Source organism: Rhodococcus sp. B50, assembly GCF_013602415.1.
Lineage (GTDB): Bacteria > Actinomycetota > Actinomycetes > Mycobacteriales > Mycobacteriaceae > Rhodococcus.
This window is the reverse complement of record NZ_WPAG02000002.1, coordinates 4,940,929-4,963,373: the sequence shown is the minus strand read 5'-3', so window position 1 is coordinate 4,963,373 and position 22,445 is coordinate 4,940,929. Positions and strand designations below refer to the sequence as shown.

At 69.3% G+C, this 22,445-nt stretch carries 22 protein-coding genes and 1 riboswitch; of the genes, 8 read left to right on the top strand and 14 right to left on the bottom strand.

What is annotated here, in order from left to right:
* Window position 1: 1 nt before the first annotated feature.
* The 4 genes from GON09_RS23090 to GON09_RS23075 all read right to left on the bottom strand — a co-directional run bounded on the left by GON09_RS23090 (window position 2) and on the right by GON09_RS23075 (window position 3,056).
* Window positions 2-1,123, bottom strand: a complete 1,122-nt coding sequence (locus GON09_RS23090; RefSeq protein WP_213933929.1) for a glutamate--cysteine ligase — start codon at window positions 1,121-1,123, stop codon at window positions 2-4.
* Between the two features lie 100 nt (window positions 1,124-1,223).
* The gene (locus tag GON09_RS23085; protein ID WP_213933928.1) at window positions 1,224-1,871 is read right to left on the bottom strand and encodes a superoxide dismutase family protein; all 648 of its coding nucleotides are present in this window, start codon (window positions 1,869-1,871) and stop codon (window positions 1,224-1,226) included.
* Window positions 1,872-1,962: 91 nt separating this feature from the next.
* Window positions 1,963-2,610 carry a LytR C-terminal domain-containing protein gene (locus GON09_RS23080; protein ID WP_213933927.1) on the bottom strand — a complete coding sequence of 216 codons (648 nt, stop codon included), beginning with the start codon at window positions 2,608-2,610 and terminating at the stop codon, window positions 1,963-1,965.
* Window positions 2,611-2,705: 95 nt separating this feature from the next.
* Window positions 2,706-3,056 (bottom strand): DUF3263 domain-containing protein, encoded by a 351-nt coding sequence (locus tag GON09_RS23075; protein WP_016935504.1) that lies wholly within the window; start codon window positions 3,054-3,056, stop codon window positions 2,706-2,708.
* Between the two features lie 132 nt (window positions 3,057-3,188).
* Between GON09_RS23075 and GON09_RS23070 the strand changes: the two genes are divergently transcribed.
* The 3 genes from GON09_RS23070 to GON09_RS23060 are packed head-to-tail and all read left to right on the top strand — an operon-like array spanning window position 3,189 to window position 5,586.
* Window positions 3,189-3,788, top strand: coding sequence for a peptide deformylase (locus GON09_RS23070; protein WP_213933926.1), 600 nt, complete (start codon window positions 3,189-3,191; stop codon window positions 3,786-3,788).
* Between the two features lie 10 nt (window positions 3,789-3,798).
* A complete protein-coding gene (locus GON09_RS23065) occupies window positions 3,799-4,764 on the top strand; it encodes an N-acetylglutamate synthase, CG3035 family (protein WP_213933925.1) in 966 nt (321 codons plus the stop codon).
* 18 nt (window positions 4,765-4,782) lie between these two features.
* The gene (locus GON09_RS23060; RefSeq protein ID WP_213933924.1) at window positions 4,783-5,586 is read left to right on the top strand and encodes an exodeoxyribonuclease III; all 804 of its coding nucleotides are present in this window, start codon (window positions 4,783-4,785) and stop codon (window positions 5,584-5,586) included.
* On the opposite strand, the gene GON09_RS23055 is transcribed toward GON09_RS23060, so the two are convergent.
* Window positions 5,587-5,970 carry a GNAT family N-acetyltransferase gene (locus GON09_RS23055; protein ID WP_213933923.1) on the bottom strand — a complete coding sequence of 128 codons (384 nt, stop codon included), beginning with the start codon at window positions 5,968-5,970 and terminating at the stop codon, window positions 5,587-5,589.
* A gap of 156 nt (window positions 5,971-6,126) precedes the next feature.
* Between GON09_RS23055 and thiD the strand changes: the two genes are divergently transcribed.
* Complete coding sequence (gene thiD / locus GON09_RS23050; RefSeq protein ID WP_213933922.1) at window positions 6,127-6,972, top strand: bifunctional hydroxymethylpyrimidine kinase/phosphomethylpyrimidine kinase; 846 nt, start codon at window positions 6,127-6,129, stop codon at window positions 6,970-6,972.
* A 12-nt stretch (window positions 6,973-6,984) separates the two neighbouring features.
* Here the strand turns inward: thiD and GON09_RS23045 are convergent, their stop codons facing one another.
* From GON09_RS23045 to thiO, 6 genes are all read right to left on the bottom strand, one after another.
* Window positions 6,985-8,457: a M20/M25/M40 family metallo-hydrolase gene (locus GON09_RS23045; RefSeq protein WP_244865620.1), complete on the bottom strand. Its 1,473-nt coding sequence runs from the start codon at window positions 8,455-8,457 to the stop codon at window positions 6,985-6,987.
* Window positions 8,458-8,528: 71 nt separating this feature from the next.
* Window positions 8,529-9,308, bottom strand: a complete 780-nt coding sequence (locus tag GON09_RS23040) for an ABC transporter permease (protein ID WP_213933921.1) — start codon at window positions 9,306-9,308, stop codon at window positions 8,529-8,531.
* The gene (locus GON09_RS23035) at window positions 9,308-10,237 is read right to left on the bottom strand and encodes an ABC transporter ATP-binding protein (RefSeq protein WP_213933920.1); all 930 of its coding nucleotides are present in this window, start codon (window positions 10,235-10,237) and stop codon (window positions 9,308-9,310) included. Before GON09_RS23035 ends, GON09_RS23040 begins: the two co-directional genes overlap by 1 nt.
* 211 nt (window positions 10,238-10,448) lie before the next feature.
* Entirely contained in the window at window positions 10,449-11,234 is a 786-nt protein-coding gene (locus GON09_RS23030; protein ID WP_307854474.1) for a thiazole synthase, read from the bottom strand.
* The gene (gene thiS, locus GON09_RS23025) at window positions 11,227-11,442 is read right to left on the bottom strand and encodes a sulfur carrier protein ThiS (protein WP_213933919.1); all 216 of its coding nucleotides are present in this window, start codon (window positions 11,440-11,442) and stop codon (window positions 11,227-11,229) included. The genes GON09_RS23030 and thiS overlap by 8 nt, the downstream gene beginning before the upstream one ends.
* A complete protein-coding gene (thiO, locus tag GON09_RS23020) occupies window positions 11,439-12,503 on the bottom strand; it encodes a glycine oxidase ThiO (protein WP_213933918.1) in 1,065 nt (354 codons plus the stop codon). Before thiO ends, thiS begins: the two co-directional genes overlap by 4 nt.
* A riboswitch (TPP riboswitch) is annotated at window positions 12,500-12,612 on the bottom strand. (Overlaps the previous gene by 4 nt.)
* Window positions 12,613-12,638: 26 nt before the next feature.
* Between thiO and thiE the strand changes: the two genes are divergently transcribed.
* A complete protein-coding gene (gene thiE, locus GON09_RS23015) occupies window positions 12,639-13,328 on the top strand; it encodes a thiamine phosphate synthase (RefSeq protein WP_213933917.1) in 690 nt (229 codons plus the stop codon).
* Window positions 13,329-13,397: 69 nt separating this feature from the next.
* Here thiE and GON09_RS23010 read toward each other — a convergent pair whose 3' ends face one another.
* Window positions 13,398-14,276: an NUDIX hydrolase gene (locus tag GON09_RS23010; protein WP_213933916.1), complete on the bottom strand. Its 879-nt coding sequence runs from the start codon at window positions 14,274-14,276 to the stop codon at window positions 13,398-13,400.
* Between the two features lie 135 nt (window positions 14,277-14,411).
* Here GON09_RS23010 and GON09_RS23005 point away from each other — a divergent pair, with 135 nt between their 5' ends.
* The 3 genes from GON09_RS23005 to GON09_RS22995 are packed head-to-tail and all read left to right on the top strand — an operon-like array spanning window position 14,412 to window position 19,056.
* Window positions 14,412-15,764: a hypothetical protein gene (locus GON09_RS23005; protein ID WP_213933914.1), complete on the top strand. Its 1,353-nt coding sequence runs from the start codon at window positions 14,412-14,414 to the stop codon at window positions 15,762-15,764.
* Window positions 15,761-16,723, top strand: a complete 963-nt coding sequence (locus tag GON09_RS23000; RefSeq protein WP_213933913.1) for a glutamate ABC transporter substrate-binding protein — start codon at window positions 15,761-15,763, stop codon at window positions 16,721-16,723. Before GON09_RS23005 ends, GON09_RS23000 begins: the two co-directional genes overlap by 4 nt.
* A 5-nt stretch (window positions 16,724-16,728) precedes the next feature.
* Window positions 16,729-19,056 (top strand): serine/threonine-protein kinase, encoded by a 2,328-nt coding sequence (locus GON09_RS22995; RefSeq protein ID WP_244865619.1) that lies wholly within the window; start codon window positions 16,729-16,731, stop codon window positions 19,054-19,056.
* Between the two features lie 7 nt (window positions 19,057-19,063).
* Here GON09_RS22995 and GON09_RS22990 read toward each other — a convergent pair whose 3' ends face one another.
* Window positions 19,064-20,278 carry an acetate/propionate family kinase gene (locus GON09_RS22990; protein ID WP_213933912.1) on the bottom strand — a complete coding sequence of 405 codons (1,215 nt, stop codon included), beginning with the start codon at window positions 20,276-20,278 and terminating at the stop codon, window positions 19,064-19,066.
* Window positions 20,275-22,359: a phosphate acetyltransferase gene (pta, locus tag GON09_RS22985; RefSeq protein WP_213933911.1), complete on the bottom strand. Its 2,085-nt coding sequence runs from the start codon at window positions 22,357-22,359 to the stop codon at window positions 20,275-20,277. The genes GON09_RS22990 and pta overlap by 4 nt, the downstream gene beginning before the upstream one ends.
* Between the last annotated feature and the right edge of the window lie 86 nt (window positions 22,360-22,445).

Below are 22,445 nucleotides of genomic sequence, written 5' to 3'. Positions count from 1 at the left end.
ATCATGCGTCGAGTTCCTCGACCAGGGAGTCCACCACGGCAACGAGATCGCCGCCGGTCCGTTCCGCGAGTCGGCGCTGACGCTGATAGGACGCTCCCCGAACCGGGATGTCCGCGACCCGCGCGAGTTCGTCGGCGCATCCGAGCCGTACGGCGGTGGGAGTGATCTGTTCGAGCAGATCGTGCAGGTCGTCGGTGACGAGCCGCTCGGTGCACACCGGGTCGAGGATGACTTCGGCGTCGAGTCCGTACCGCGCCGCACGCCACTTGTTCTCCTTGACGTGCCACGGTTGCAGCACGGGCAGTTCCTCTCCCCGCTCGAGACATTCGTCGAAGTAGACGACGAGTGAATGCACGAACGCGACGAGGGCGGCCAGCTCGGCGCGGTTGGTGATGCCGTCGAAGACCCGGACCTCGAGGGTGCCCCATTTCGGTGCGGGCCTGATGTCCCAGTGCATGCCCCCGGGATGGCTGATGACGCCGGACTTGAGCTGGTCGGCAATGAATTCCGCGTACTGCGACCAGTCGGCGAAGTGATAGGGCAGGCCGGCGGTCGGCAGCTGCTGGAACATCAACGCCCGGTTGCTCGCGTAGCCGGTGTCGTAGCCCGCCCAGATCGGCGACGAGGCCGACAGGGCGAGCATGTGGGGATACTTGACGAGCATCGCGTTGAGGATGGGGATGACCTTCTCCGCCGAGGAGATCCCCACGTGGACGTGCACTCCCCAGATGAGCATCTGCCGTCCCCACCACCGGGTACGGTTGATCATCTCGTCGTAGTCCGGGGAAGGCGTCACGGTCTGGTCGGTCCACTGCGCGAACGGGTGGGTACCGGCACACATCAGGTCCACCCCGTGCGGGTCGGCGGCGCGTCGCAACAGCGACAGCGACTCGGACAGATCGTCGACCGCCTCGGAGACGGTGTCGTGCACGCCGGTGACGAGTTCGACGGTGTTGCGCAGGAATTCCTTGGTCAGTCGCGGGGTCTCCCCTGCGATCTCCTTCACCCTGTCGAAGACGACCGCCGCGCTGTTCGAGAGATCGCGGGTGGTCTTGTCCACCAGTGCGATCTCCCATTCCACACCGATCGTGGGACGAGGTGATCCCGGAAACGCGACTGCCACGTCTCGATCCAACCACAGGGCCCCGCCGACGGATGACCGTCTGCGGGGCCCTGTGTCAGGAATTACCCAGGGATCGAGCCTCGGGAGATTCGAACTCCGCTCACTCGATGACGCCGCACGCGAGGCGTGCGCCGAGGTTGTCCTGGTGCACGACCACGGAGGTGCCGTCCTCGCCCTCGAGGTCCTCGAGACCGAAGGCCGAGGTGGTGACGGTAGCGGTGGCGGCGCCGTCCTCACGCACGACGAGCGAGATCAGGTCGCCACTCTCCGGGACGGAGGTGTTGCCCCCGGCCTGCAGGTGGGCACCGGCCGACAGGAACGCGCCGGGCTCGCCGCCGTTCGGCGCGGTGGAGTCGGGCTCGCAACGACCGAACTCGTGGATGTGGACACCGTGGTAGCCGGGCTCGAGACCCTCGACCTCGATGGTCACCTGGACGTCGCCGCCGTTCTCGGCGAACGACACGGTGCCGACCGAGTCACCGTCGACCGTGGCCAGCTCAGCGGTGAGCGCCGCGGCGGAAGCTGCACCAGCACCACCGGCCGGCGACTCGTTTCCGCCCTCGGTACCGTGGTCGTCGGCGTGGGCCTCGGCAGCGGGCGCGGCGGATCCCGTCCACACCGGCGGAGTCGTCCCCGGCTCGGTGCTCGCCTCCTCGCTGTTCGAGCACGCAGTCAGGCCCACCGCGGCGATCGCGACGATCGGGGCCAGAGCACGCCAGGACATGCGACGGGTGGAACTGGAGACCATCAAACCGCTCCTTCGAAGTGCCGAAAAGTCACCCGATCATAACCGGGCGTCTCCGGCGCCCACCCGGTGGCGGACCGACACGGTTCCGACGCTAACGCGAAGTGACGATGACGATCACTCCGGGGGCAGCGTCGCGGATGCCCTCGAAGCGCGGTTGCGCGGTGACACCGAGCGACTCGGCGACGGCCGTCGCGGTCTGCTGCTCGCCGGGAGACGACCCGTAGAACACCGAGGTCTGCGGGAGCAGACCCTCGCTGTAGTTGCCGGTCTCGGTGATGGTGAAGCCCTCGTCCTCGAGGTAGGTGGCGGTCTGCGCGGCGAGGCCCGCGACCTCCGAGTTGTTGAACACGCGGACGGGTGCCGTCGCGGCCGGAGACGTGTCGGCGGCGAGCGAGGTTCCGCTCGCCGCAGGTAGTGAGGGAACCGAGGAAACGGCAGCGGAGGTGGTCGCACCGGCCGGCGCCGGGGCGGACGTAGCCCCGTTCCCGGCAGCGGGGGCGGACGGCACCGCGGCCGAGCGCGGAGAGGGCGGAGAGGGCGCGGCCGGTACGGCAGCGGTCGTCGTGGGTGCGGCCGCGGGAGCGGGCTCGTCGTCCGAATCACCCAGTGAGGCGAAACCCAGACCGGCGAACAGGATGCCCAGGGAGATCAGGACCATCGCGAACGCACGCAGAGGCGGTCCCGAGGGGGTGGGCGCGCGGCTGGGGATCTCGGGGGTTCTGCTCACGACCTCGACCATAGTTGCCCGAGCACACACAGCGCTGCCGACCGGCCGCGCGTGTCGACTTCGTCTCGCCGCGCGAAAACACTGGTGCGCGGCACGCCGAGACTCTGCTAGCGGGTGTCGAAACCGAGACGGCGGGCCGCACGCGCCTTCTGGCGGCTCGCACGCAACCGCCGCAGCCGCTTGACCAGCATGGGATCGGCGGCGAGTGCCTCGGGACGATCCACCAGGGCGTTGAGCACCTGGTAGTAGCGGGTGGCGGACAGACCGAAGAGTTCCTTGATGGCGTCCTCCTTGGCACCGGCGTACTTCCACCACTGCCGTTCGAACGCCAGGATGTCGAGATCGCGACGGCTCAGGCCGTTCGCCTCGTCGCCGGTGGGTTCCTGCGCGAGTGCGCCGTCGCCCTGCGGGGACACGAGATCGGACCGGTCGTTGCCGTGCGCTGCTGCGCCGTCCATTTCCCTCCTCGACTGACTGGATCACACCGTGACGAAGAGTCCTTGCGCCTCGGCGGAAGTCATTCAACCACGGGGTAGCGACACATACCGGTCCGAGAACACCGCGAGTCGATCCCATTATCCTGTGTCACCATGGCCATTCTTCCGATCGTCATCGTCGGCGACCCCGTCCTGCACAATCCCACCCGGCCGGTGACCGAGTCACCCGCCGAACTCGCCGAGCTGATCGCCGACATGTTCGAGACGATGGACGCGGCCAACGGCGTCGGACTCGCCGCCAACCAGGTCGGCGTCGGCAAGCGCCTGTTCGTCTACGACTGCCCCGACCGCGACGGGTCCGGCTCGGTCGTCCGGCGACGCGGCGTCGTCGTCAACCCGATCCTCGAGACCTCCGAGATCCCCGAGACCATGCCCGACCCCGAGGACGATCTCGAGGGCTGCCTGTCCGTGCCCGGCGAGAACTTCCCCACCGGACGCGCCGACTGGGCGAAGGTCACCGGCACCGACGAGAACGGAGAGCCCGTCGAGATCGAGGGCCACGGTTTCTTCGCCCGCATGCTGCAGCACGAGGTCGGGCATCTCGACGGTTTCCTGTACGTCGACGTGCTGATCGGACGCAACGCCCGCGCCGCGAAGAAGACCATCAAGCGGGCCGGCTGGGGTGTTCCGGGCCTGACCTGGCTGCCGGGTTCGGTGGAGGACCCGTTCGGTCACGACGAAGACGACGACTGACGCAGAGTCGATGACCACCGATCGATCGGCCTCGCCCGTCCCTCTCGGCACCCGGGTGGTGCTGCGGTACAGGCTTCCCGCCGGCTACAGCCACCCGATGACCGACGTCATCGGCGAGCTCGTCTCCCTCGATCCGGTGATCGCGGTGCGCACCGCCGACGGTCGTGTCGTCCAGGTGTCCCCCACCTCGGTCGTCGCGCTCAAACCGATCGCGGCGCGGCCGATCCGCGTCTCGGAGATCCGCGCGCTCGAACACGCCGCCGCGGCCGGGTGGCCCGGTCTGGAGTCGGACTGGGTGGACGGGTGGCTCGTGCGGGCCGGGCGCGGCTTCACCAGGCGTGCCAACTCGGCGACGCCGCTGGGTGAACGCGGCACCGTGGCCGATCCCGCCGACCCGGCCGTGCGGGCCCGGCTGCGCGGGTGGTTCGCGGCACGCGGGCTGCCGCTGCGGCTGCTGGTGCCCGATCGGCTCGGCCGGATCCCCGAGGGCTGGCCGACCTCCGAGCCGGTGCTCGTGATGGGAGCCGACCTCGGGAACGTGCCGCTGCCCCCGGAGCCCACACCGGTCACGATCACCGACCGACCGGACGCCGACTGGATGTCGCTCTACCGGACCGGTGACGATCCGGCGGTCGCGCAGGACGTGCTCGGTGCGGTGGCCGCCGGCGTCCTCGGGTTCGGCCGTATCGGGGCACCCGGGCAGCCGCCCCTGGCGATCTGCCGCGCGGCGATCACCGACGCCCCGGACGGACGACGCTGGGTGGGTCTGTCGGCCCTGGAGGTCGCGCCCGAGCACCGGCGCCGCGGACTCGGCACGCTCGTGTGCGGCGCCGTCCTGCGATGGGCCCGCGAGCAGGCCGCGACTCACGCATACCTGCAGGTCGAGGAGTCGAACACGGCGGCCCGCGCCCTGTACCGCGAACTCGGCTTCGTCGACCACCACCGCTACCGGTACGCCGCCGAACCCGTCGGATAGGTCGCCTACAGTGGGCGTGTGCGCCTTGCTACCTGGAATGTGAACTCCGTCCGTGCCCGTACCGACCGCATCCTCGACTGGCTGCAGCGAACCGGCACGGATGTGCTCGCGATGCAGGAAACCAAGTGCAAGGACGAGCAGTTCCCGTACGAGCGCTTCGAAGAACTCGGCTACCGGGTCGCGCACGTCGGGCTGAGCCAGTGGAACGGTGTGGCCATCGCGTCGCGCGTGGGCCTCGACGACGTGCAGATCGGCTTCGAGGACCAGCCCGGTTTCTCCAAGGACCCGGAGACCGACCCCGCGCTCGAGGCGCGGGCGATCGGCGCGACGTGCGCGGGTGTGCGCGTGTGGAGCCTGTACGTCCCCAACGGCCGCGACCTGCACGACCCGCACTACACCTACAAGCTCGACTGGCTCGCCAAGCTGCGCGCCGACGCCCACGCCTGGGCCACCGCGGCTCCCGAGCAGCCCATCGCGCTGGTCGGCGACTGGAACGTCGCCCCCACCGACGACGACGTGTGGGATCCGGCCTTCTTCGAGGGCAAGACGCACACCTCGCAACCCGAGCGCGACGCCTTCCACGCGTTCGCCGAGGTCGGCTACACCGACGTGGTCCGTCCGTACGCCCCCGGCCCCGGGGTGTACACCTACTGGGATTACACCCAGCTGCGGTTCCCCAAGAAGCAGGGTATGCGGATCGATTTCGTCCTCGGCTCGCCGTCCTTCACGGCGCGCGTGACCGGCGCCGAGATCGACCGCAACGAGCGCAAGGGCAAGGGCGCGAGCGACCACGCCCCGGTGATCGTCGACCTCGACGTCTGATCAGGCCTTGCGGGCGGGCACTTTGTGCCGCGACGCCTTGCGCTGCGGTTCGTTGCGTGGCGGCTCGAGGGGCACGACGACGTCGCGGTAGTTCTCGTGCGACGCGAGGAACCGCTGCACATAGGTGCACACCGGCCGCACCCGCCAACCCCGCCGGCGCGCGAGATCGAGCGAACCACCGACGAGGACGGCCGCGAGACCACGATGACCGAAGTCCTCGACGATCACGGTGTGCATGAAGTCGACGACCGGCGGGTTCGGCGCCGGAGCACGTTCGAAGTCGTAGTACCCCAGGATGCCGACGAGGTCACCGTTGAGGCGCAGTTCGAACCGGTTCTGGTCGGCGTTGTCCGACACGTCGAGGTCCGGCGAACTCGTGTTCATGAGCGCCTCCAAAAGGTGTTGCGTGATCGAACTGTGACCTGTGCCACTATAGAACACTGCGGAGGGGACCGCCGGTAACGCTGTCGTGTTTCGCAACGGGAGCCCGCCTCAGCGCCGCCCGGCCGTGATCGAACACACCCTCGGTAGGGTGTCTGCGTGGAACTTCTGCCCTTGTCGCCTCGAGGCGAGACCCCGGTTCGAGCCCTCACCATCGCCGGCACCGACTCCGGGGGTGGAGCCGGCATCCAGGCCGATTCGCGCACGATGGCGATGTGCGGTGTGCACGCATGCGTCGCGGTCGCGGCCGTGACGGTCCAGAACTCGGTCGGAGTCCGTGGGTTCCACGAGATCCCCGCCGAGACCGTGGCCGATCAGGTGCGCTGCGTGGTCGAGGACATCGGTGTGTCCGCGGTGAAGACGGGCATGCTCGCCTCCACACAGATCATCGAGGCCGTCGCCCAGGTGTGCTGCGAGGTAGGCATCGGCCGCGACCGGACGGTGCCGCTCGTCGTCGACCCGGTGTGCGCGTCCATGCACGGTGATCCGCTGCTGCACGCCGACGCCCTCGACGCGATCCGCGGTGTGCTCGTCCCCCTCGCCACCGTCGTCACCCCCAACCTCGACGAGGTACGGCTGATCACGAGCATCGAGGTCGTCGACGACGCCTCGGCCCGCCGCGCCGCCGAAGCTCTGCACGCGCTCGGCGCTCAGTGGGTGATCGTCAAGGGTGGCCATCTGCGCAGCTCGGAGATGAGCACCGATCTGCTGTTCGACGGCGACCGTTTCCTCGAGTTCAGCACGCCTCGCATAGACACCGGCAACGATCACGGTGGCGGCGACACGCTCGCAGCCGCGATCACGTCGGCCCTCGCCCACGGCCGGTCGGTGCCCGAAGCCGTCGAGTTCGCGAAGGAATGGATCACGAAGTGCCTCGAGTGGGCCTACGACCTCGGGCACGGCCATGGGCCGGTCAACCCGCTGTGGCGCCTGCACGAGCGCTGACGACGCCCGCCCTCATTCGGTGAACTCGGCGCGCACCTGTGCTCGCCGGTCGCCGGTGGGGACCCCGTCGGGTCCGTCGACCGAGTTCGCGTAGACGGCCGTGCCGTAGGCGACGGCGGCGGCTGCTGCCGCGAACGCGTCGCGGTCGATGCCGGCCAGGGTGTCCTCGGGGGTGTGATAGTTCGGGTCGAAGGGCTGGTCGGCGGTGCCACCCCACAGCTCGGCCTGCTCGGGGGTCTTGACGTCGTCGGCACCGGTGAACACCCCGCCCGCGGGGATGCCGAAGGCGACGAACGGACCGTAGTCGGAGCGGCCGTCGAAATCCGTTCCTCCGACGTCGATTCCGCGTTCGTCGAAGAACTGCGCGAAGGTCCGTTCGATCCCCGACGAGCCCTCCGGCCCGGGTCCTTCGCCGACGGAATCGGAGTCGTCGCCGTCGAACACCAGATATCCGGCGTTGGGTGAGCCGAGCATGTCGAAGTTCAGGTACAGCGCGATGTCGAGTCGCTCCTCCTCGGACAGCGACTCGACGTACCTGGTGGAGCCGACCAGCCCGACCTCCTCGGCACCCCAGAACGCGAACCGCACGGCGTTGGTCACTCCCGGTTCGCTGCCGAGCTGCCGCGCGGTCTCGAGGACGGCGGCGACGCCGGTGCCGTTGTCGTTGATCCCCGGCCCTTCGGGCACGCTGTCGAGGTGCGCGCCGACGACGACCACGTCGTCGGTCGAGCCGGTGCGGGTCTGGGCGATCACATTGCGTGACTTCTGATCCTCGGTGCGGGTCTCGAGCGTCATCGTCACGGTGGTCGCGGCGGAGAGGCGTTCCGCATCGGCCCCGGCTACACCCCCGACCGGGATACGAGGGTTCGACTCCGCCCCGAGACCGGCGGCATCGAGCGGCCCGTCCTCGTTGTTGGCGACGATCAGCGCGGCCGCTCCCCGGTCGGCGGCGACCTGCTCCTTGACGGCGAAGGTGCACACGCCGCGATCGACGATCACCACCGCGCCGGTCGCGTCGACGCCGTCGTAGTCGGTGGGTTCGCAGCCCGGGGTGTCGTCGGGGGCGATGCGCACGACGGGTGCGGTGAGCCCGTCCGGTCCCGTCGACGGCGACATACCGAGTGCGCTCACGCCCATCGGGTCCCCGTCGACGACGAGCTGCTCGTTCTCGACCGCGAACAACGTCGAGTCGAACTCCGGTGTCTGCACGTCGAATCCGGCGCCACGCAGAGCTCCGGCGACGTAGTCGACGCTCGCGTCGTAACCGGGAGTACCGAGCGCGCGGTTGCCGTCGTTCTCGGCGGCGATGCGTTCGAGTTCCGTCAGGTGCGCCGTGACGGCGTCGAGTTGCACGGCGTCGGCGAGCGCCGCCGGATCCACGGGCGGCGCCTCCACCTCCGCCTCCGAGCATCCCGCCGTCAGGAGCACCCCGGCGGCGATCAGCGCCGCTCCCCGCATGCCGTATCTCGTCTGCGCCCGCGCCATCGTCCGAGCGTACAAAAAAGCACTGCGCCGCACGGGGAATCCGTGCGGCGCAGTGCGGCGGTGCGGGAGTGTCAGGCGTCGCGACGGTTGACCACCACGAGCGACGCTGCGAACACCAGGAAGGAGAAGGCGGCGAAGTACACGAGCGATCCCCATGGACCCCAATGGAATTCGATTCCCTGACCGATACCCAGGAAGTTGTTCGCGTTGGCGAACGGCAGGAACGGCTGGATCTCGCGGCCCACGGAACCGAACAGCGCGAACAACGACTCGAGGAGCAGCGGCCACAGCATGAGCAGCGCGATCGTGCCCGCCGACTGCCGCAACAGGGTGCCGACGCCGACCGCGAGGAAGACGCACAGGAACGCGTAGATCGCGGTGCCGTAGACCGCACGCCACGCGGTGTCACCGCTCAGGACGAGATCACGCCCGGCGTCGGGACCGGCCAGCGCCTTCGCGAGATAGAAGGCCCCGAACGAGACCGCGACCGTCAGCAGAGCGCCCAGCACCCCGATGAGCAGGGCCTTCATCGTCAGGAGCAGACTGCGATTCGGGGTGGCCTGGAAGGTCGTGCGGATGACCCCGAAGCGGTACTCGCTCGTGACCGACAGCGCCGCGAGAACCATCAGCACCAGCACGCCGAAGCCGGTGACTCCACTGACCGCGACATCCACGGTCGGATAGAACTGCCCCATCTCGTCGTCCATCCCCGCAGACGCGCGGGAGACCGAGCCGAGGATCGCAGCGAGCCCCAACCCGAGAGCGACGATGACGACGGTGCACCACAGCGGCGACTGCACCGACGTGAGCTTGATCCGTTCGGCCCGCAGTGTGTCGAGTGCCGTACTCATCACAGTCCACCCTTCATGACGTCGTCGACTCCGGATCCGTGGTATTCGACCTCGCCACCGGTGAGTTTCATGAACGCTTCCTCGAGCGACGCGTTGCGTCCCGCGAGTTCGTGCAGCACGATCGACCGGGCCGCGGCGAGTTCGCCGATCTCCGCCGCCGGAGCTCCCGAGACGTGCAGGGCGCCGTCGTCCTCCCGGACGGTGTGCCCGCGCTCGGAGAGCGCGGAGCGCAGTTCACCGAGCTGCGGGCTGCGCACCACCACGAACGAGTCGGACGCCCGGTCGACGAACTCCTTCACCGAGGTGTCCGCGATGAGCCGGCCGCGGCCGATGACGATGAGATGTTCGGCGGTCTGCGCCATCTCGGAAAGCAGGTGACTGGACACGAGCACCGTGCGGCCTTCTGCGGCGAGAGCCTGCATGAACCGCCGGATCCACACGATGCCCTCGGGGTCGAGGCCGTTGACCGGTTCGTCGAACAGCAGGACGCGCGGGTTGCCGAGCAGCGCGGCGGCAAGGCCGAGGCGCTGTGACATCCCGAGCGAGAAACCACCCGCACGCTTGCCCGCGACCTCCGTCAACCCCACCTGGCGCAACACCTCGTCGACGCGGGAGGCGGGCAGTCCGTTCGACGCGGCCAGCCAGGCGAGATGGGACCGCGCCGATCGATTGGGATGCACCCACTTCGCGTCGAGCAGCGCCCCGACGGTGGTGAGCGGCCGCGTCAGCTCCTGGTACGGCTTCCCTTCGATCAGTGCGGTTCCCGAGGTCGGCCGGTCCAGTCCCAGGATCATGCGCATCGTGGTGGACTTCCCCGCCCCGTTGGGGCCGAGGAAGCCGGTGACGATGCCGGGACGGACCGTGAACGTCAGGTCGTCGACCGCGGTCGTGGACCCGAAGGTCTTGGTCAAGCCGGTCACTTCGATCATGCGCACCACCCTACGTGCGGCTCGGGCGAGCGCATCCGATCACACACCCCGGAGCCGTACGCGGTGCGTCAGGGGACTCGTCGAGCGGGCCGTCGAAGGCGGTTCCTGTGCAATTGTCATGCCCGGGGATCGTACAGACCGAACGGTATCCGGTCGCGGAATAATCGGAACCGTCCTGAACACCAAGGTGCTCAGGGGTTTCCCGTAGCGGTCACGGTTCCATCGGTGAAGATGCCTGGGCCCAGAAGCGTTTCGGGATCCGTCCGGCGTGCCGCGCCCGGAATCCCGCTTCGACGGCGTGCCGCATCGCCGAGGCCATCAACGCGGGATCCTTCGCGCGGGTGACGGCGGTGGCGAGCAGGACTGCGTCGCACCCGAGTTCCATCGCGAGCGCGGCGTCGGAGGCGGTTCCGATCCCTGCGTCGAGGATCACCGGCACGCCCGCCGCCTCGACGATCATCTCGATGTGGTGCGGGTTCGAGATACCGAGACCTGTGCCGATCGGCGAGCCGAGCGGCATCACCGCGGCACATCCGACGTCCTCGAGGCGTCGCGCCAGGACCGGGTCGTCGGTCGTGTACGGCAGGACGACGAAGCCGTCGTCGACGAGTTGTTCGGCCGCCGAGACGAGTTCGATGGCGTCGGGCAGCAGTGTCCGTTCGTCGGCGATGACCTCGAGTTTCACCCAGTCGGTTTCCAGTGCTTCCCGGCCGAGCTGCGCGGTCAGCACCGCTTCCTTCGCGCCGCGGCAACCGGCCGTGTTCGGCAGCGGTTCGATATCGAGGCGGCGAAGCAGATCGAGGACACCGGTTCCGGAGGCCGCGTCGACACGGCGCATCGCGACGGTGGTGAGCTCGGTGCCCGACGCGACGAGCGCCTCCTCGAGCACGGCCAGGTTCGCCGCACCGCCGGTACCGGTGATCAGCCGCGATCCGAAGGTGCGGCCGGCGATGGTCAGTTCCGGCAGGTCGGCGCCGGGATCGCGTGTGTCAGCCACCCTGGACCGCCGTGAGGATCTCGACGTTCGCACCCCGGGACACCGGCTCCGACCAGCGTCCTCGCGGGCACACGACACCGTCGACGGCGACCGCGATCCCCTTCTCGGGCAGACCGAGCTCGTTGAGCAGCTGCGACACCGTCGGCGCCGCGTCGTAGTACTTGTCCTCACCGTTGACGGTGATGCCCACGGACACCTCGTTCGTCATCCCACACTCGCTTCCGTAATTCGTCGGGGACAGGCGTGTTTCGCATCGGCCAGCGACCGCCCGCCGAGTTCGGCGAGCACCGCGTCGACGGTGAGCGGCGTGAGCAGCACACCGTTGCGACCGTGCCCGGTCGCGGCGACGACACGATCGGAGACCCGGCCGATCAGCGGCAGATTGTCGGGGGTCATCGGGCGCAGGCCCGCGCTCGCCTCGGACAGTTCGTACTCGCCGAGCGCCGGAAAGATGATCTCGGCATCGGAGATCAGATCGCGCACGCCCGCCACCGTGACCTGCGTGTCGGACGCTTCGTACTGCGTCGCCCCCACCACGAGACCGTCGTGGCGCGGAACCAGATAGGCGGGGCGCCCGTGGACACTCGCGCGCACGGTGCGCTGCGGCGGCGGGGTCGCGCCCGGCCGCACCCGCAGGCGCAGGATCTCGCCCTTGACCGGGCGGACCGGAAGGTCCGGCCACAGACGTGCCGAAGCCACCCCGGCCGCGAGCACCACCTGGTCGTCCGGCAGGTCGGCCAGGTCGTGCACGGCGGCGCCCGAGAAACGGACCCCGGCGCCGGTCGCCGCGACATGCAGGGCGTCTACGAGCGCACGGTTGTCGACCGACGACTCGGTGGGGGCGAGCAGCCCGAGACGGACCTTCGGGCCCAGGGACGGCTCGAACTCCCGGATCTCGGCGCGGGAGAGCAGTTGCATCTCGTGCCCCTGCTCCCCCACCCATTCGGCGACGGTCCGCAGGTCGGCCGCATCGGCCGCGTCGAGCGCGACGGTCAGGGACGCCTCGGCGGTGAACACGTCGACGCCGGTCTCCGTGCGCAGCGCCTCCGCGAAGCCTGGCCAGCGGTCGAGAGAGGCCGCACCCAGGGACAGGACGTGGTCCTCACCGGGCCAGCCCTCGGACAACGGTGCCAGCATTCCTCCGGCCACCCACGAGGCTCCGCTACCGGGGTTCGGGTCGTGCACGGTCACGACGTGCCCCGCGCGGGCCGCGCGCCATGCGATCGACAGCCCGATCACTCCGCCACCCACGACGGCCACAGTTGCCATTGGTCCACCTCACTCCCTGCGCCGGCATGATCCGGGTCAGGTCATAACGGTCGGGGCCGGCAGGCCCCCTCTCAGCCCCGCGATCCCCGGGACTCCCGTGTCGTCACTTTCGCCCTAGAGGCTACCGTCTTGTCCGTGACCACCTATCGCGGCAACCATCCCGACCCGCGCGGCCGACTCGCGACCGCCCGGCTGTACCTGTGCACCGACGCCCGCCGGGACACCGGCGACCTCGCACGGTTCGTCGAGGAGGCCCTCGCCGGTGGGGTCGACATCGTCCAGTTGCGCGACAAGGACTCGGCCGGCGAGAAGAAGTTCGGACGGCTCGAGGCACGCGACGAGCTCGCCGCCCTCGAGATCATCGGCGAGGCGTGCGCGCGCCACGGAGCGCTCCTCGCCGTCAACGACCGCGCCGACATCGCGCTCGCAGCGGGCGCCGACATCCTGCACCTGGGTCAGGGCGACCTGCCGGTGCGGCACGCGCGGCAGATCCTCGGCGACGAGATCGTCATCGGCCGTTCGACGTCGAGCCGGGCGCAGGCCGCGCTCGCCGACATCGAGGAGGGCGTCGACTACTTCGCGTCCGGACCGGTATGGGACACCCCGACCAAGCCGGGCCGTACCGCCGCGGGGCTGGAGGTGACGCGCGAGGTCGCACAGTCGCAGCCGGCACGACCGTGGTTCGCGATCGGCGGGATCGACCTCGAGCGGCTCCCCGAGGTGCTCGACGCCGGTGCTACGCGAGTCGCGGTGGTCCGGGCGATCACGAAGGCAGACGATCCGCGGGCAGCCGCGGCTGCACTGAAGGCGGCTCTGCCGGCCTGAGCGTCGGTACAGCAGGCGGCTCTGCCGGCCTGAGCGTCGGTACAGCAGGCAGCTCTGCCGGCCTGAGGGCTACAGCCAGCCCAGCACGGCCGAGGGTGACATCGCGATCGTGCCCTCGGGCAACCGCGCGCGCAGGCCACGATCCGCGGTGACCACGACCGTCACCCCCGGGTCGACCACAACCGTCACGCCGGGATCGACCACGGCCGTCGCGATCGCGGCGAGCCGGGCCAGTTCGTCGTCGCCGCTGCCGTCCGCGGTGTGCACCGGGATCCGGACGTCGTCGATCGTCGCGTCGCGGGCGTGCCCTTCGAGGACCGCCTCGACGCGGGGCACCCAGCCGAACGAGCCGTCGGGAAATTCGACGGTGCGGGGCAGCGCCGCGGCGAGGTCGGCGAGCAGGGCATCGGTCGCACCGGGGCGGTCGCGCCACCACCCGGTGGGGCCACTGGCCCCGAGCACGTTCGCCGTGTCGAGCAGCATGCGCACCGGTGAGGTACGCAGCAACGGCCACGCCTCGGCGAAGCCGCTGTGCAGCGGCATCGTCTCGACGTCCGGTTCCGGCACCCAGCGCAGTTCGGTGCTCTCCTGGTTGAGGCTGGTCACGAGCGTCTCGGTCGCATCGGCGACGACGGTGGTGTAGGTCCACCCACCGGCGAGACCGGAGGTGACGCGTTCGGCTCGCACCGTCACGGCCTCGACGTCGATCCCGGCCTCCTCGTGCGCCTCCCGCACGGCTGCGTCGACGGTGCTCTCGTGCGAGTCGCGGGCACCACCGGGAAGGGCCCAGGTCCCACCCTGGTGCGACCATGCCGCCCGGTGCTGCAGGAGTACCGCGGGGCGACCGTCCGCCAGCGGAGCGCGCAGCAGCAGGCCTGCGGCGCCGTGTCGTCCCCAGCGCTTCTCGCCGTCCGGGCCGACCGCCCAGCCGTCGCCGTCTCCACGCATTGCGTCCGCCTCTCCGATCCACCTCGCCCGGACCTGTGCCCGGTACCGGATCCCGCCGTCCGTGGACGGCAACAATACCGCCGGGCTGCTTATATGCTCCCCTCAGACCGCTCGACACGAAGAAGGGAGCGCCCGGTGGACGTGCGGATCACCCCTCCCTTCGCTCCCATCGAGAGCCACGTGCGCGAGACCGCGGGTACGGACGATCCGGACGCCCGTTTGAACGGCTTCCGCGCCCTGCTGCGTTCGACCCCGGTCCGGTTGCTGATACTCGGGGCGGTGCTCACGGTGTTGCTCGTGGCCTCGGCCGCGGTGTCCGCCACCACCGTCGCCGGCCGGCAGGCCACCCACGACCGTCTCCTCATGTCCGTCGAACCGCTCGCGAGCGCGGCCCAGAATCTCTACAGCGCGCTCTCGGTGGCCGACGCCGCCGCTGTGACGGGATTCATCTCGGGCGGGCTCGAACCGGAGGCGGTGCGGAGTCGCTACATCAGGGCCACCGACGAGGCGGCGGAATATCTCGTCATCGCAGCGACGGGCCTGACGGACGCCGACCGCGAGACGGCGCACAACCTCACCGAGATCGGGCGCTTGCTGCCCGTCTACACCGGGCTGATCGAGACGGCCCGCACCAACAATCGCACCGGGCATCCGGTCGGCTCCGCCTATCTGGGCGAGGCCTCGCATCTGATGCAGACCGAATTGCTCCCGGCTGCACAGGAACTGCACACGCGCGGTGTCGCCGCCGTCGAAGACACCCAGCGCGACGCGGTGCGACCACCCTGGCTCGCCATCGGACTGCTCCTGGTCACCGTCGCCGCACTGTGCGCAGCGCACGTCGTGGTGAGCCGCCGCAGTCGTCGCACCTTGAATCCCGGGCTCATCGTCGCGATCGGTGCGACCGGGGCGCTGCTGTGCTGGCTGCTCGTCGCCGGCCTGGCCTCGTCGAGCGCCACCGAACGCGCCATCGAACGGGGCGCGGCACCGCTCGCCGATCTCACCGAGGGACGGATCCTCGCCCAGCAGTCACGCACCGCCGAAACCCTGCTGATCGCCCGGCGCGACACCACCGGCGCGTACGACGACACCTTCGGGACCAATATGTCGAGACTCGGCGACATCCTCGACGTGTACGGACGCGAGTCCGTCCTGGAGGCGGGCGCCGAGGCGGTCACGGCGGCCCGGTCTGCGCACGAAGCCTGGATCAACTCGCACGCACGCATGGTCGACGCCCTCGCGCGCGGGGATTACGCGGCCGCCTCGGTCCTCGCGGTCGGGGCGGGTCCCGGCGAATCCACCGCCCGGTTCGTCGCCCTCGACGGAGCCCTGACGGAAGCGATCGACGGCACCCGCACCGAACTGCGCGACAACGAGTTCCGCGCGTCACGCACCCTCGCCGGTCTCACACCGATGTCGGTGATCCTGCTGACGGTGGCGCTCGTCGGAGTGTGGGTCGGTCTCCGGCCCCGGTTGAAGGAGTACCAGTGAGAGAGCGCGTTCTCGCCGTGGGCCTGTGCGTCGTCGCCGCACTCGCCGCCGGGTGCGCGACCGATCCCCCACCGCGCGCCCCCGGTCTCCAGGGTTCGACGACATCCGTCCCGCTCCCCGAGAACGCGCGGCTGCTGGAGTCCTCGGTGGCCACGCCGCCCGCTCCCGACTGCGGCGACCCCACCGCATCCCTGCCGCCTGATCCGGGCGCGACCGGACCCGCGATCGATCGGATCCGGGCGCGCGGCCGGCTGATCGTCGGCCTCGACACGGGCAGCAATCTCATGAGCTACCGCGATCCCGCGACGGGACGGATCACGGGCTTCGACGTCGACATCGCCCGTGAGATCGCCCGCGACCTCCTGGGCGACCCCGACCTCGTCGACTACCGCATCCTGAGCTCGGCAGAACGCGAGAAGGCGCTGCAGGATTCGACGGTCGACATCGTCGCGAAGACGATGAGCATCACGTGTGCCCGACGCGAGAAGGTGGATTTCTCCACGGAGTACTTCCGCGCCCAGCAACGAGTACTCGTCGTCAAGGGTTCCGACATCCGCGCCGCCGCCGATCTCGCCGGCCGGCGCGTCTGCATCGTGGACGGCACCACGTCGCTGCTCCGGATGCGGGAGGTGCAGCCGTCGGCGTCGATCCTCACCGTGCCGTCGTGGGCCGACTGTCTCGTCGTCCTCCAGCAACAGCAGGTCGACGCCGTGAGCACCGACGACACCATCCTCGCCGGCCTCGCCTCGCAGGACCCCTATCTCGAACTCGTCGGTCCCTCCCTGGGATCCGAGCCGTACGGTATCGGGATCCGGCTGGGCAGCGACGAGCTCGTACGGTTCGTCAATGCGACCCTCGAACGGATCCGTTCCGACGGTACGTGGACGGCGCTGTACGAGAAGTACCTGCGGGTGCTCGGTCCGACACCGCCACCCCCGACACCGAACTACCGGGAGTGACGGCCATGTCCGACGAACCCGAACCGGCCGACACCCCGTCGGTCGATTCCGGGCCCGCCACCGAACGGACAGTGGACTCCGGGCCTGCCACCGAACGAGGCCCCTCCACCGAACGCAGCCCCGCCCCCACCACGCTGCCCGAATCCACCCAGCGGTCCTCGATCTGGTCCGGTTCGTCCTCGCAACGCTCGTCGAGCCGCCGCGTGCGTCCGCGCGGAACCCAGCGTCGCCGCATCGCCGGCCTCGTCGACGTGCCGGTCCCCACCGCGAAGGACCCCGTCGAGGCAGTGCTCCGCGACCCCCACGTGTCCGAGGGAAAGCGGTTCTGCTCCAAGTGCGGACAACCGGTGGGCCGCAGTACCCCCTCGGGTCCGGGGCCCACCGAGGGCGACTGCCCGAAGTGCGGCACCCATTTCGAGTTCACGCCGGCCCTGCACCGCGGCGATCTCGTCGCAGGGCAGTACGAGGTGCAGGGCTGCCTCGCGCACGGCGGACTGGGGTGGATCTACCTGGCGATCGACCGCAACGTCAGCGACCGCTGGGTGGTCCTGAAGGGTTTGCTGCAGGGCGGCGACGCCGAAGCCCAGGCGGTCGCGGTGGCCGAACGCCAGTTCCTGGCCGAGGTCAGCCATCCGAGCATCGTGCAGATCTACAACTTCGTCGAGCATCCCTCGCCGGACGGCACCCCGATGGGATACATCGTCATGGAGTACCTGGGTGGTCACACCCTGCGTACCGTGCTCGACAACTATCCTCCACCGAACCGCATCCCCGTCGAGCAGGCCATCGCGTACATGCTCGAAGTGCTTCCGGCGCTGCAGTATCTGCACGACATCGGACTGGTCTACAACGACCTCAAGCCCGAGAACGTCATGGTCACCGACGAGCAGATCGAGCTCATCGACCTCGGCGCGGTCTCCGCGATCGAGGGATACGGCTATCTGTACGGGACGCCGGGATACCAGGCACCCGAGATCGTCCGGACCGGGCCGACGGTGGCGAGCGACATCTACACGGTCGGACGCACCCTCGCAGTGCTCACCCTCGACATGCCGTCGGACAAGGGACGTTACCGCGACGGTCTGCCCACTCCCGAGCAGGCACCCCTGCTCGCCGAGTTCGACTCCTTCCACCGACTGCTCCTACGGGCCACGAATCCCGATCCTCAGCAGCGTTTCTCGTCCGCCGACGAACTACAGGGACAGCTCACGGGTGTGCTGCGCGAGATCCTGTCGAAGAAGCTCGGCACCGAACATCCCGGCCTGTCCGGTGTGTTCAGCCCACCCCGGACGACCTTCGGTACCGACGAGGCGCTCGTGCCCACCGATGTGTACGCCGACGGAATCGAACGCGACGCCAAGCTGCGGGGACAGGATGTCGCGGCCGCGCTGCCGGTCCCTCTGCTCGATCCGAACGATCCGAGTGCCGCGCTCCTCGCCGCCGCGGTGCACAGCGAACCACAGCAGACCCTCGACTCCCTCCGGCACGCGCGCGAGAACGGTGTCGGGCGGGTCGTCGGGGCGTCCGACGTGTCGTTCTCCAGGGAGATCACATTGGCCGAGGCCCGCGCGTATCTCGATCTCGGGCAGGTCGACAGCGCCGTCGAGATCCTCACCCGCCTCGAACGCGACTTCGGCAACGACTGGCGAATGGACTGGTACGCAGGCATCGCCGAACTGCTGCAGGACGACTACGAGGCAGCGTTCGCGCGGTTCGACAAGGTGCTGCAGGCACTCCCGGGCGAGATCGCCCCGAAGATCGCGCTCGGGGCCACCGCCGAACTGACGCTCCAGCACTGGGAGAGCGACGATCCGGCCGCGTGGCGACGCTTCTGCGAGGAGTCCTACCGGGTCGTGTGGCGCACCGATCACGCCGTCGTCAGCGCCGCCTTCGGGCTCGCGCGCCAACTCACCGCCCGCGACGAGATCCGCGCCGCAGTAGACGTTCTCGACGAAGTGCCGATGACCTCCCGGCATCACAGCGCCGCGACCATGACCGCCGCTCTGGTCCTGTTGCGGGGCGGTCGTGTCGAGGAGATCTCGGAGGTCGATCTGCGCGAGGCCGCACACCGGATCGCGTCGCTGCCACCCGACGAGGGCCGCGCCCTGCAGATGCGCGCGCTCGTGCTCGGGACGGCGCTCGAATGGGTGCGCAGCGGGCGGGCGTCGAGTCGCGAATACGACCGTATCCTCGACGTGCCGTTCACCGAGAAGGGACTCCGTCTGGGCGCCGAAGCGGCCCTGCGGCAGTTGGCGCGCAACGCACCCTCCCGCACACACCGCTACACACTCGTCGATCTCGCGAACGCGATCCGGCCGCGCAGCCTGACCTGACCCAGGATCAGCGTCGAGCGAATTGCACTGCGGCTCGGGCGATGGCGAGTTCTTCGTTCGTGGGAATCACGAGCACCTCCACGTGCGACGAGTCCGCCGAGATCCGGCGTTCCCCGTTCTCGTCGGCAGTGTTGCGGACGTCGTCGACGACGATGCCGAGGCGATCGAGACCGGCGAGACTGTCGCGCCGGACATCGACGTTGTTCTCACCCACGCCGCCGGTGAAGACGATCGCGTCGACACCCCCCAGTTCGAAGGTGTAGGCGCCCAGGTACTTCCGGATGCGGTGGACGTAGACGTCGTACGCGAGTCGCGCGTCCTCGTCGCCTTCGCCGACGAGCTTCAACAGGGCCCGGAAGTCGTTGACACCCGACAGCCCCTTCAGGCCCGAGTGCCGGTTGAGCAGGTCGTCGATGGCGTCGACCTTCAGTCCGGCCGCCCGGTTGAGGTGCATGACGACACCCGGGTCGATGTCACCGCTGCGCGTACCCATGACGAGACCTTCGAGCGGGGTCAGCCCCATCGAGGTGTCGATCGGACTCCCGCCCGCGATCGCCGACGCCGACGCACCGTTGCCGAGGTGGAGCACGATCAGATTCAGGTCCGCGATGTCGCGTCCGAGGAACTCCGCGGCACGCCCCGACACGTATTCGTGCGACGTGCCGTGGAATCCGTACCGCCGGATGTCGTGCTTGCGGGCGACGTCACGGTCGATCGCGTAGGTCGAGGCGCGTGCCGGAAGACCGTGGAAGAAGGCGGTGTCGAAGACACCCACGTGGGGCACCTCGGGAAGTTCCTCCCGGGCGACCTCCATCCCGACGACGTTCGCCGGATTGTGGAGGGGCGCGAGGACCGACAATTCGTCGACGGCGCGCACCACGTCGTCGTCGATGAGTGTGGGTTCGTAGAAGACCTTGCCGCCGTGCACGAGTCGATGGCCGACCGCGACGATGCCCACCTCGTGCAGGGGCCGGCCGAGCCCTTCGAGCATCTCGAGCACCGCACGCAGTCCGGTCCGGTGATCGGGGATCGCATCGTTGCGTTCGTCCACACCTGTCGTGTGGTGGAAGACGATCCTGCCCTCCGACTCTCCGATGCGCTCGATCAGTCCGTGTGCCGACGAGTTCCCGCTCTCCGGTTCGATCAACCGGAACTTGATCGACGACGATCCGGAATTGAGGACCAGGACGGTCCCTGCGGTAGCGGGGTTCGGGCTGCTCACGCGTCTTCCTCCTGCGCCTGGATCGCGGTGATGGCGATGGTGTTGACGATGTCCTGGATCAGGGCGCCTCGAGAGAGATCGTTGACCGGTTTGTTCAGACCCTGCAGGACGGGTCCGACGGCGATGGCACCGGCACTGCGCTGCACGGCCTTGTAGGTGTTGTTGCCGGTGTTCAGGTCCGGGAAGATGAACACCGTGGCGCGGCCGGCGACGTCGGAGTCGGGGAGTTTCGCGCTCGCGACCGTCGGTTCGATCGCCGCGTCGTACTGGATCGGCCCCTCGACGAGCAGGTCGGATCGCCGCTCCCGCACGAATGTCGTAGCGGTGCGGACCTTGTCGACGTCGGCACCCGAACCCGATTCACCGGTGGAGTACGACAACATCGCGATCCGGGGATCGATCCCGAACCGGGCCGCGGTTGCGGCCGACGAGATCGCGATGTCGGCGAGCTGGTCGTCGGTCGGGTCGGGTACGACGGCACAGTCGCCGTAGGCGAGCACGCGGTCGGCGAGGCACATCAGGAAGATGCTCGACACCGTCGAGACGCCGGGCTCGGTCTTGATGATCTCGAGTGCGGGACGGATGGTGTGGGCGGTGGTGTGCGCCGCACCCGACACCATGCCGTCGGCCAGACCCAGATGCACCATCATCGTGCCGAAATACGAGATGTCGCGCATGATCTCGCGTGCGCGATCGACGGTCATGCCCTTGTGGGCACGCAGCCGCGCGTATTCCTCCGCGAAGCGGTCGGCATGCTCGGAGGTGCGTGGGTCGAGGATCTGCGCCTCCGACAGGTCGACCCCCAGTTCCGACGCCCGCTGGCGGACGGCCGCCTCGTCGCCGAGGATCGTCAGCTTCGCGATGCCGCGCTGGAGCACGCGCCCCGCCGCCCGGAGGACGCGGTCGTCCTCGCCCTCGGGCAGCACGATGTGGCGCTGCTGGGCCCGCGCCCGGTCGATGAGCTGGTACTCGAACATCTGCGGGGTGGTCACGGACGGGCGCGGCAGTCGCAGCCGGTCGAGCAGGGCGTGGGAATCGACGTGCCGTTCCATCAGCGCGAGCGCCGTGTCGATCTTGCGTTGCGCACCGAGTGCCATGCGACCGCGGGTGCGGTCGGCGGCCGACGCGGTGTCGAAGGTGCCGAGGTCGGTGGTGAGGATCGGCAACGACGGCTTCAGAGCGGCGACGAGCTGCGCGATCATCGGGTGCGGCAGCAGACCGCCGTTCATGATGATGCCGGCCAGCGTCGGAAATCCTTCGGCGGCATTGGCGTTGACGAGTGCGAGGATGACGTCGGAGCGATCTGCGGGTGCGATCACGACGATGCCGTCGGTGAGTCTCTCGAGGATCCGCTCGGCGGTCATGCCACCGACCATGATGCGCAGTGCTTCACGCTGCAGCAGGTCGGGGTCGCCGCTGTAGAGTTCCCCACCGATCGCGGTCTGCAGTTCCGCCATCGTCGGCGCGACCAGCGCCGGGACCTCCGGGAGCGTCCACACCGGTTCGGTGCGGTCGCCGAGCGCCTTCGCGATGTCGTCGAGAGCGTCGGGATCGCAGCGGTTCACCACGACCGCACCGAGATGCGCGTGCTGCGCCGCGAGTTCGTTCGCGCAGACCCCGGCGAGCTGGGCCACCTCGGCAGGCGTGCGCCGGGCGCCACGCAGGACGAGCAGCACAGGAGCGTCGAGGTTCGCCGCGATGCGGGCGTTGTACGACAGTTCGCTGGGATTGGCGATCTCGGTGTAGTCGCTGCCGACGATGACGACGGCGTCGCAGCGGTCTGCCACCGCGTGGTACTTGCCGACGATGTCGCTGAGCGCTGCGTCGGGGTCGTCGTGGACGTCGTCGTAGGTGACGCCGATGCAGTCCTCGTAACCGAGATCGACGGTGGTGTGTTCGAGCAGCAGTTCGAGGATGTAGTCGGTGTCGCTGTCGGAGCGCGCGATGGGCCGGAAGACGCCGACGCGGGCGGTGGACGCACACAGCGTCTGCAGCACGCCCAGAGCGACGGTCGATTTCCCCGTGTCCCCCTCCGGAGCTGCGATGTAGATGCTCGAGACGGACTCTGCAGCAGCACTCATGGATCCCACCCTAACGGCAAACTTTGCTCCGTCCGCTGTACCCACCCACATGCCCCGAAAGCTGATGACACGGAAGAAGGTGCCGC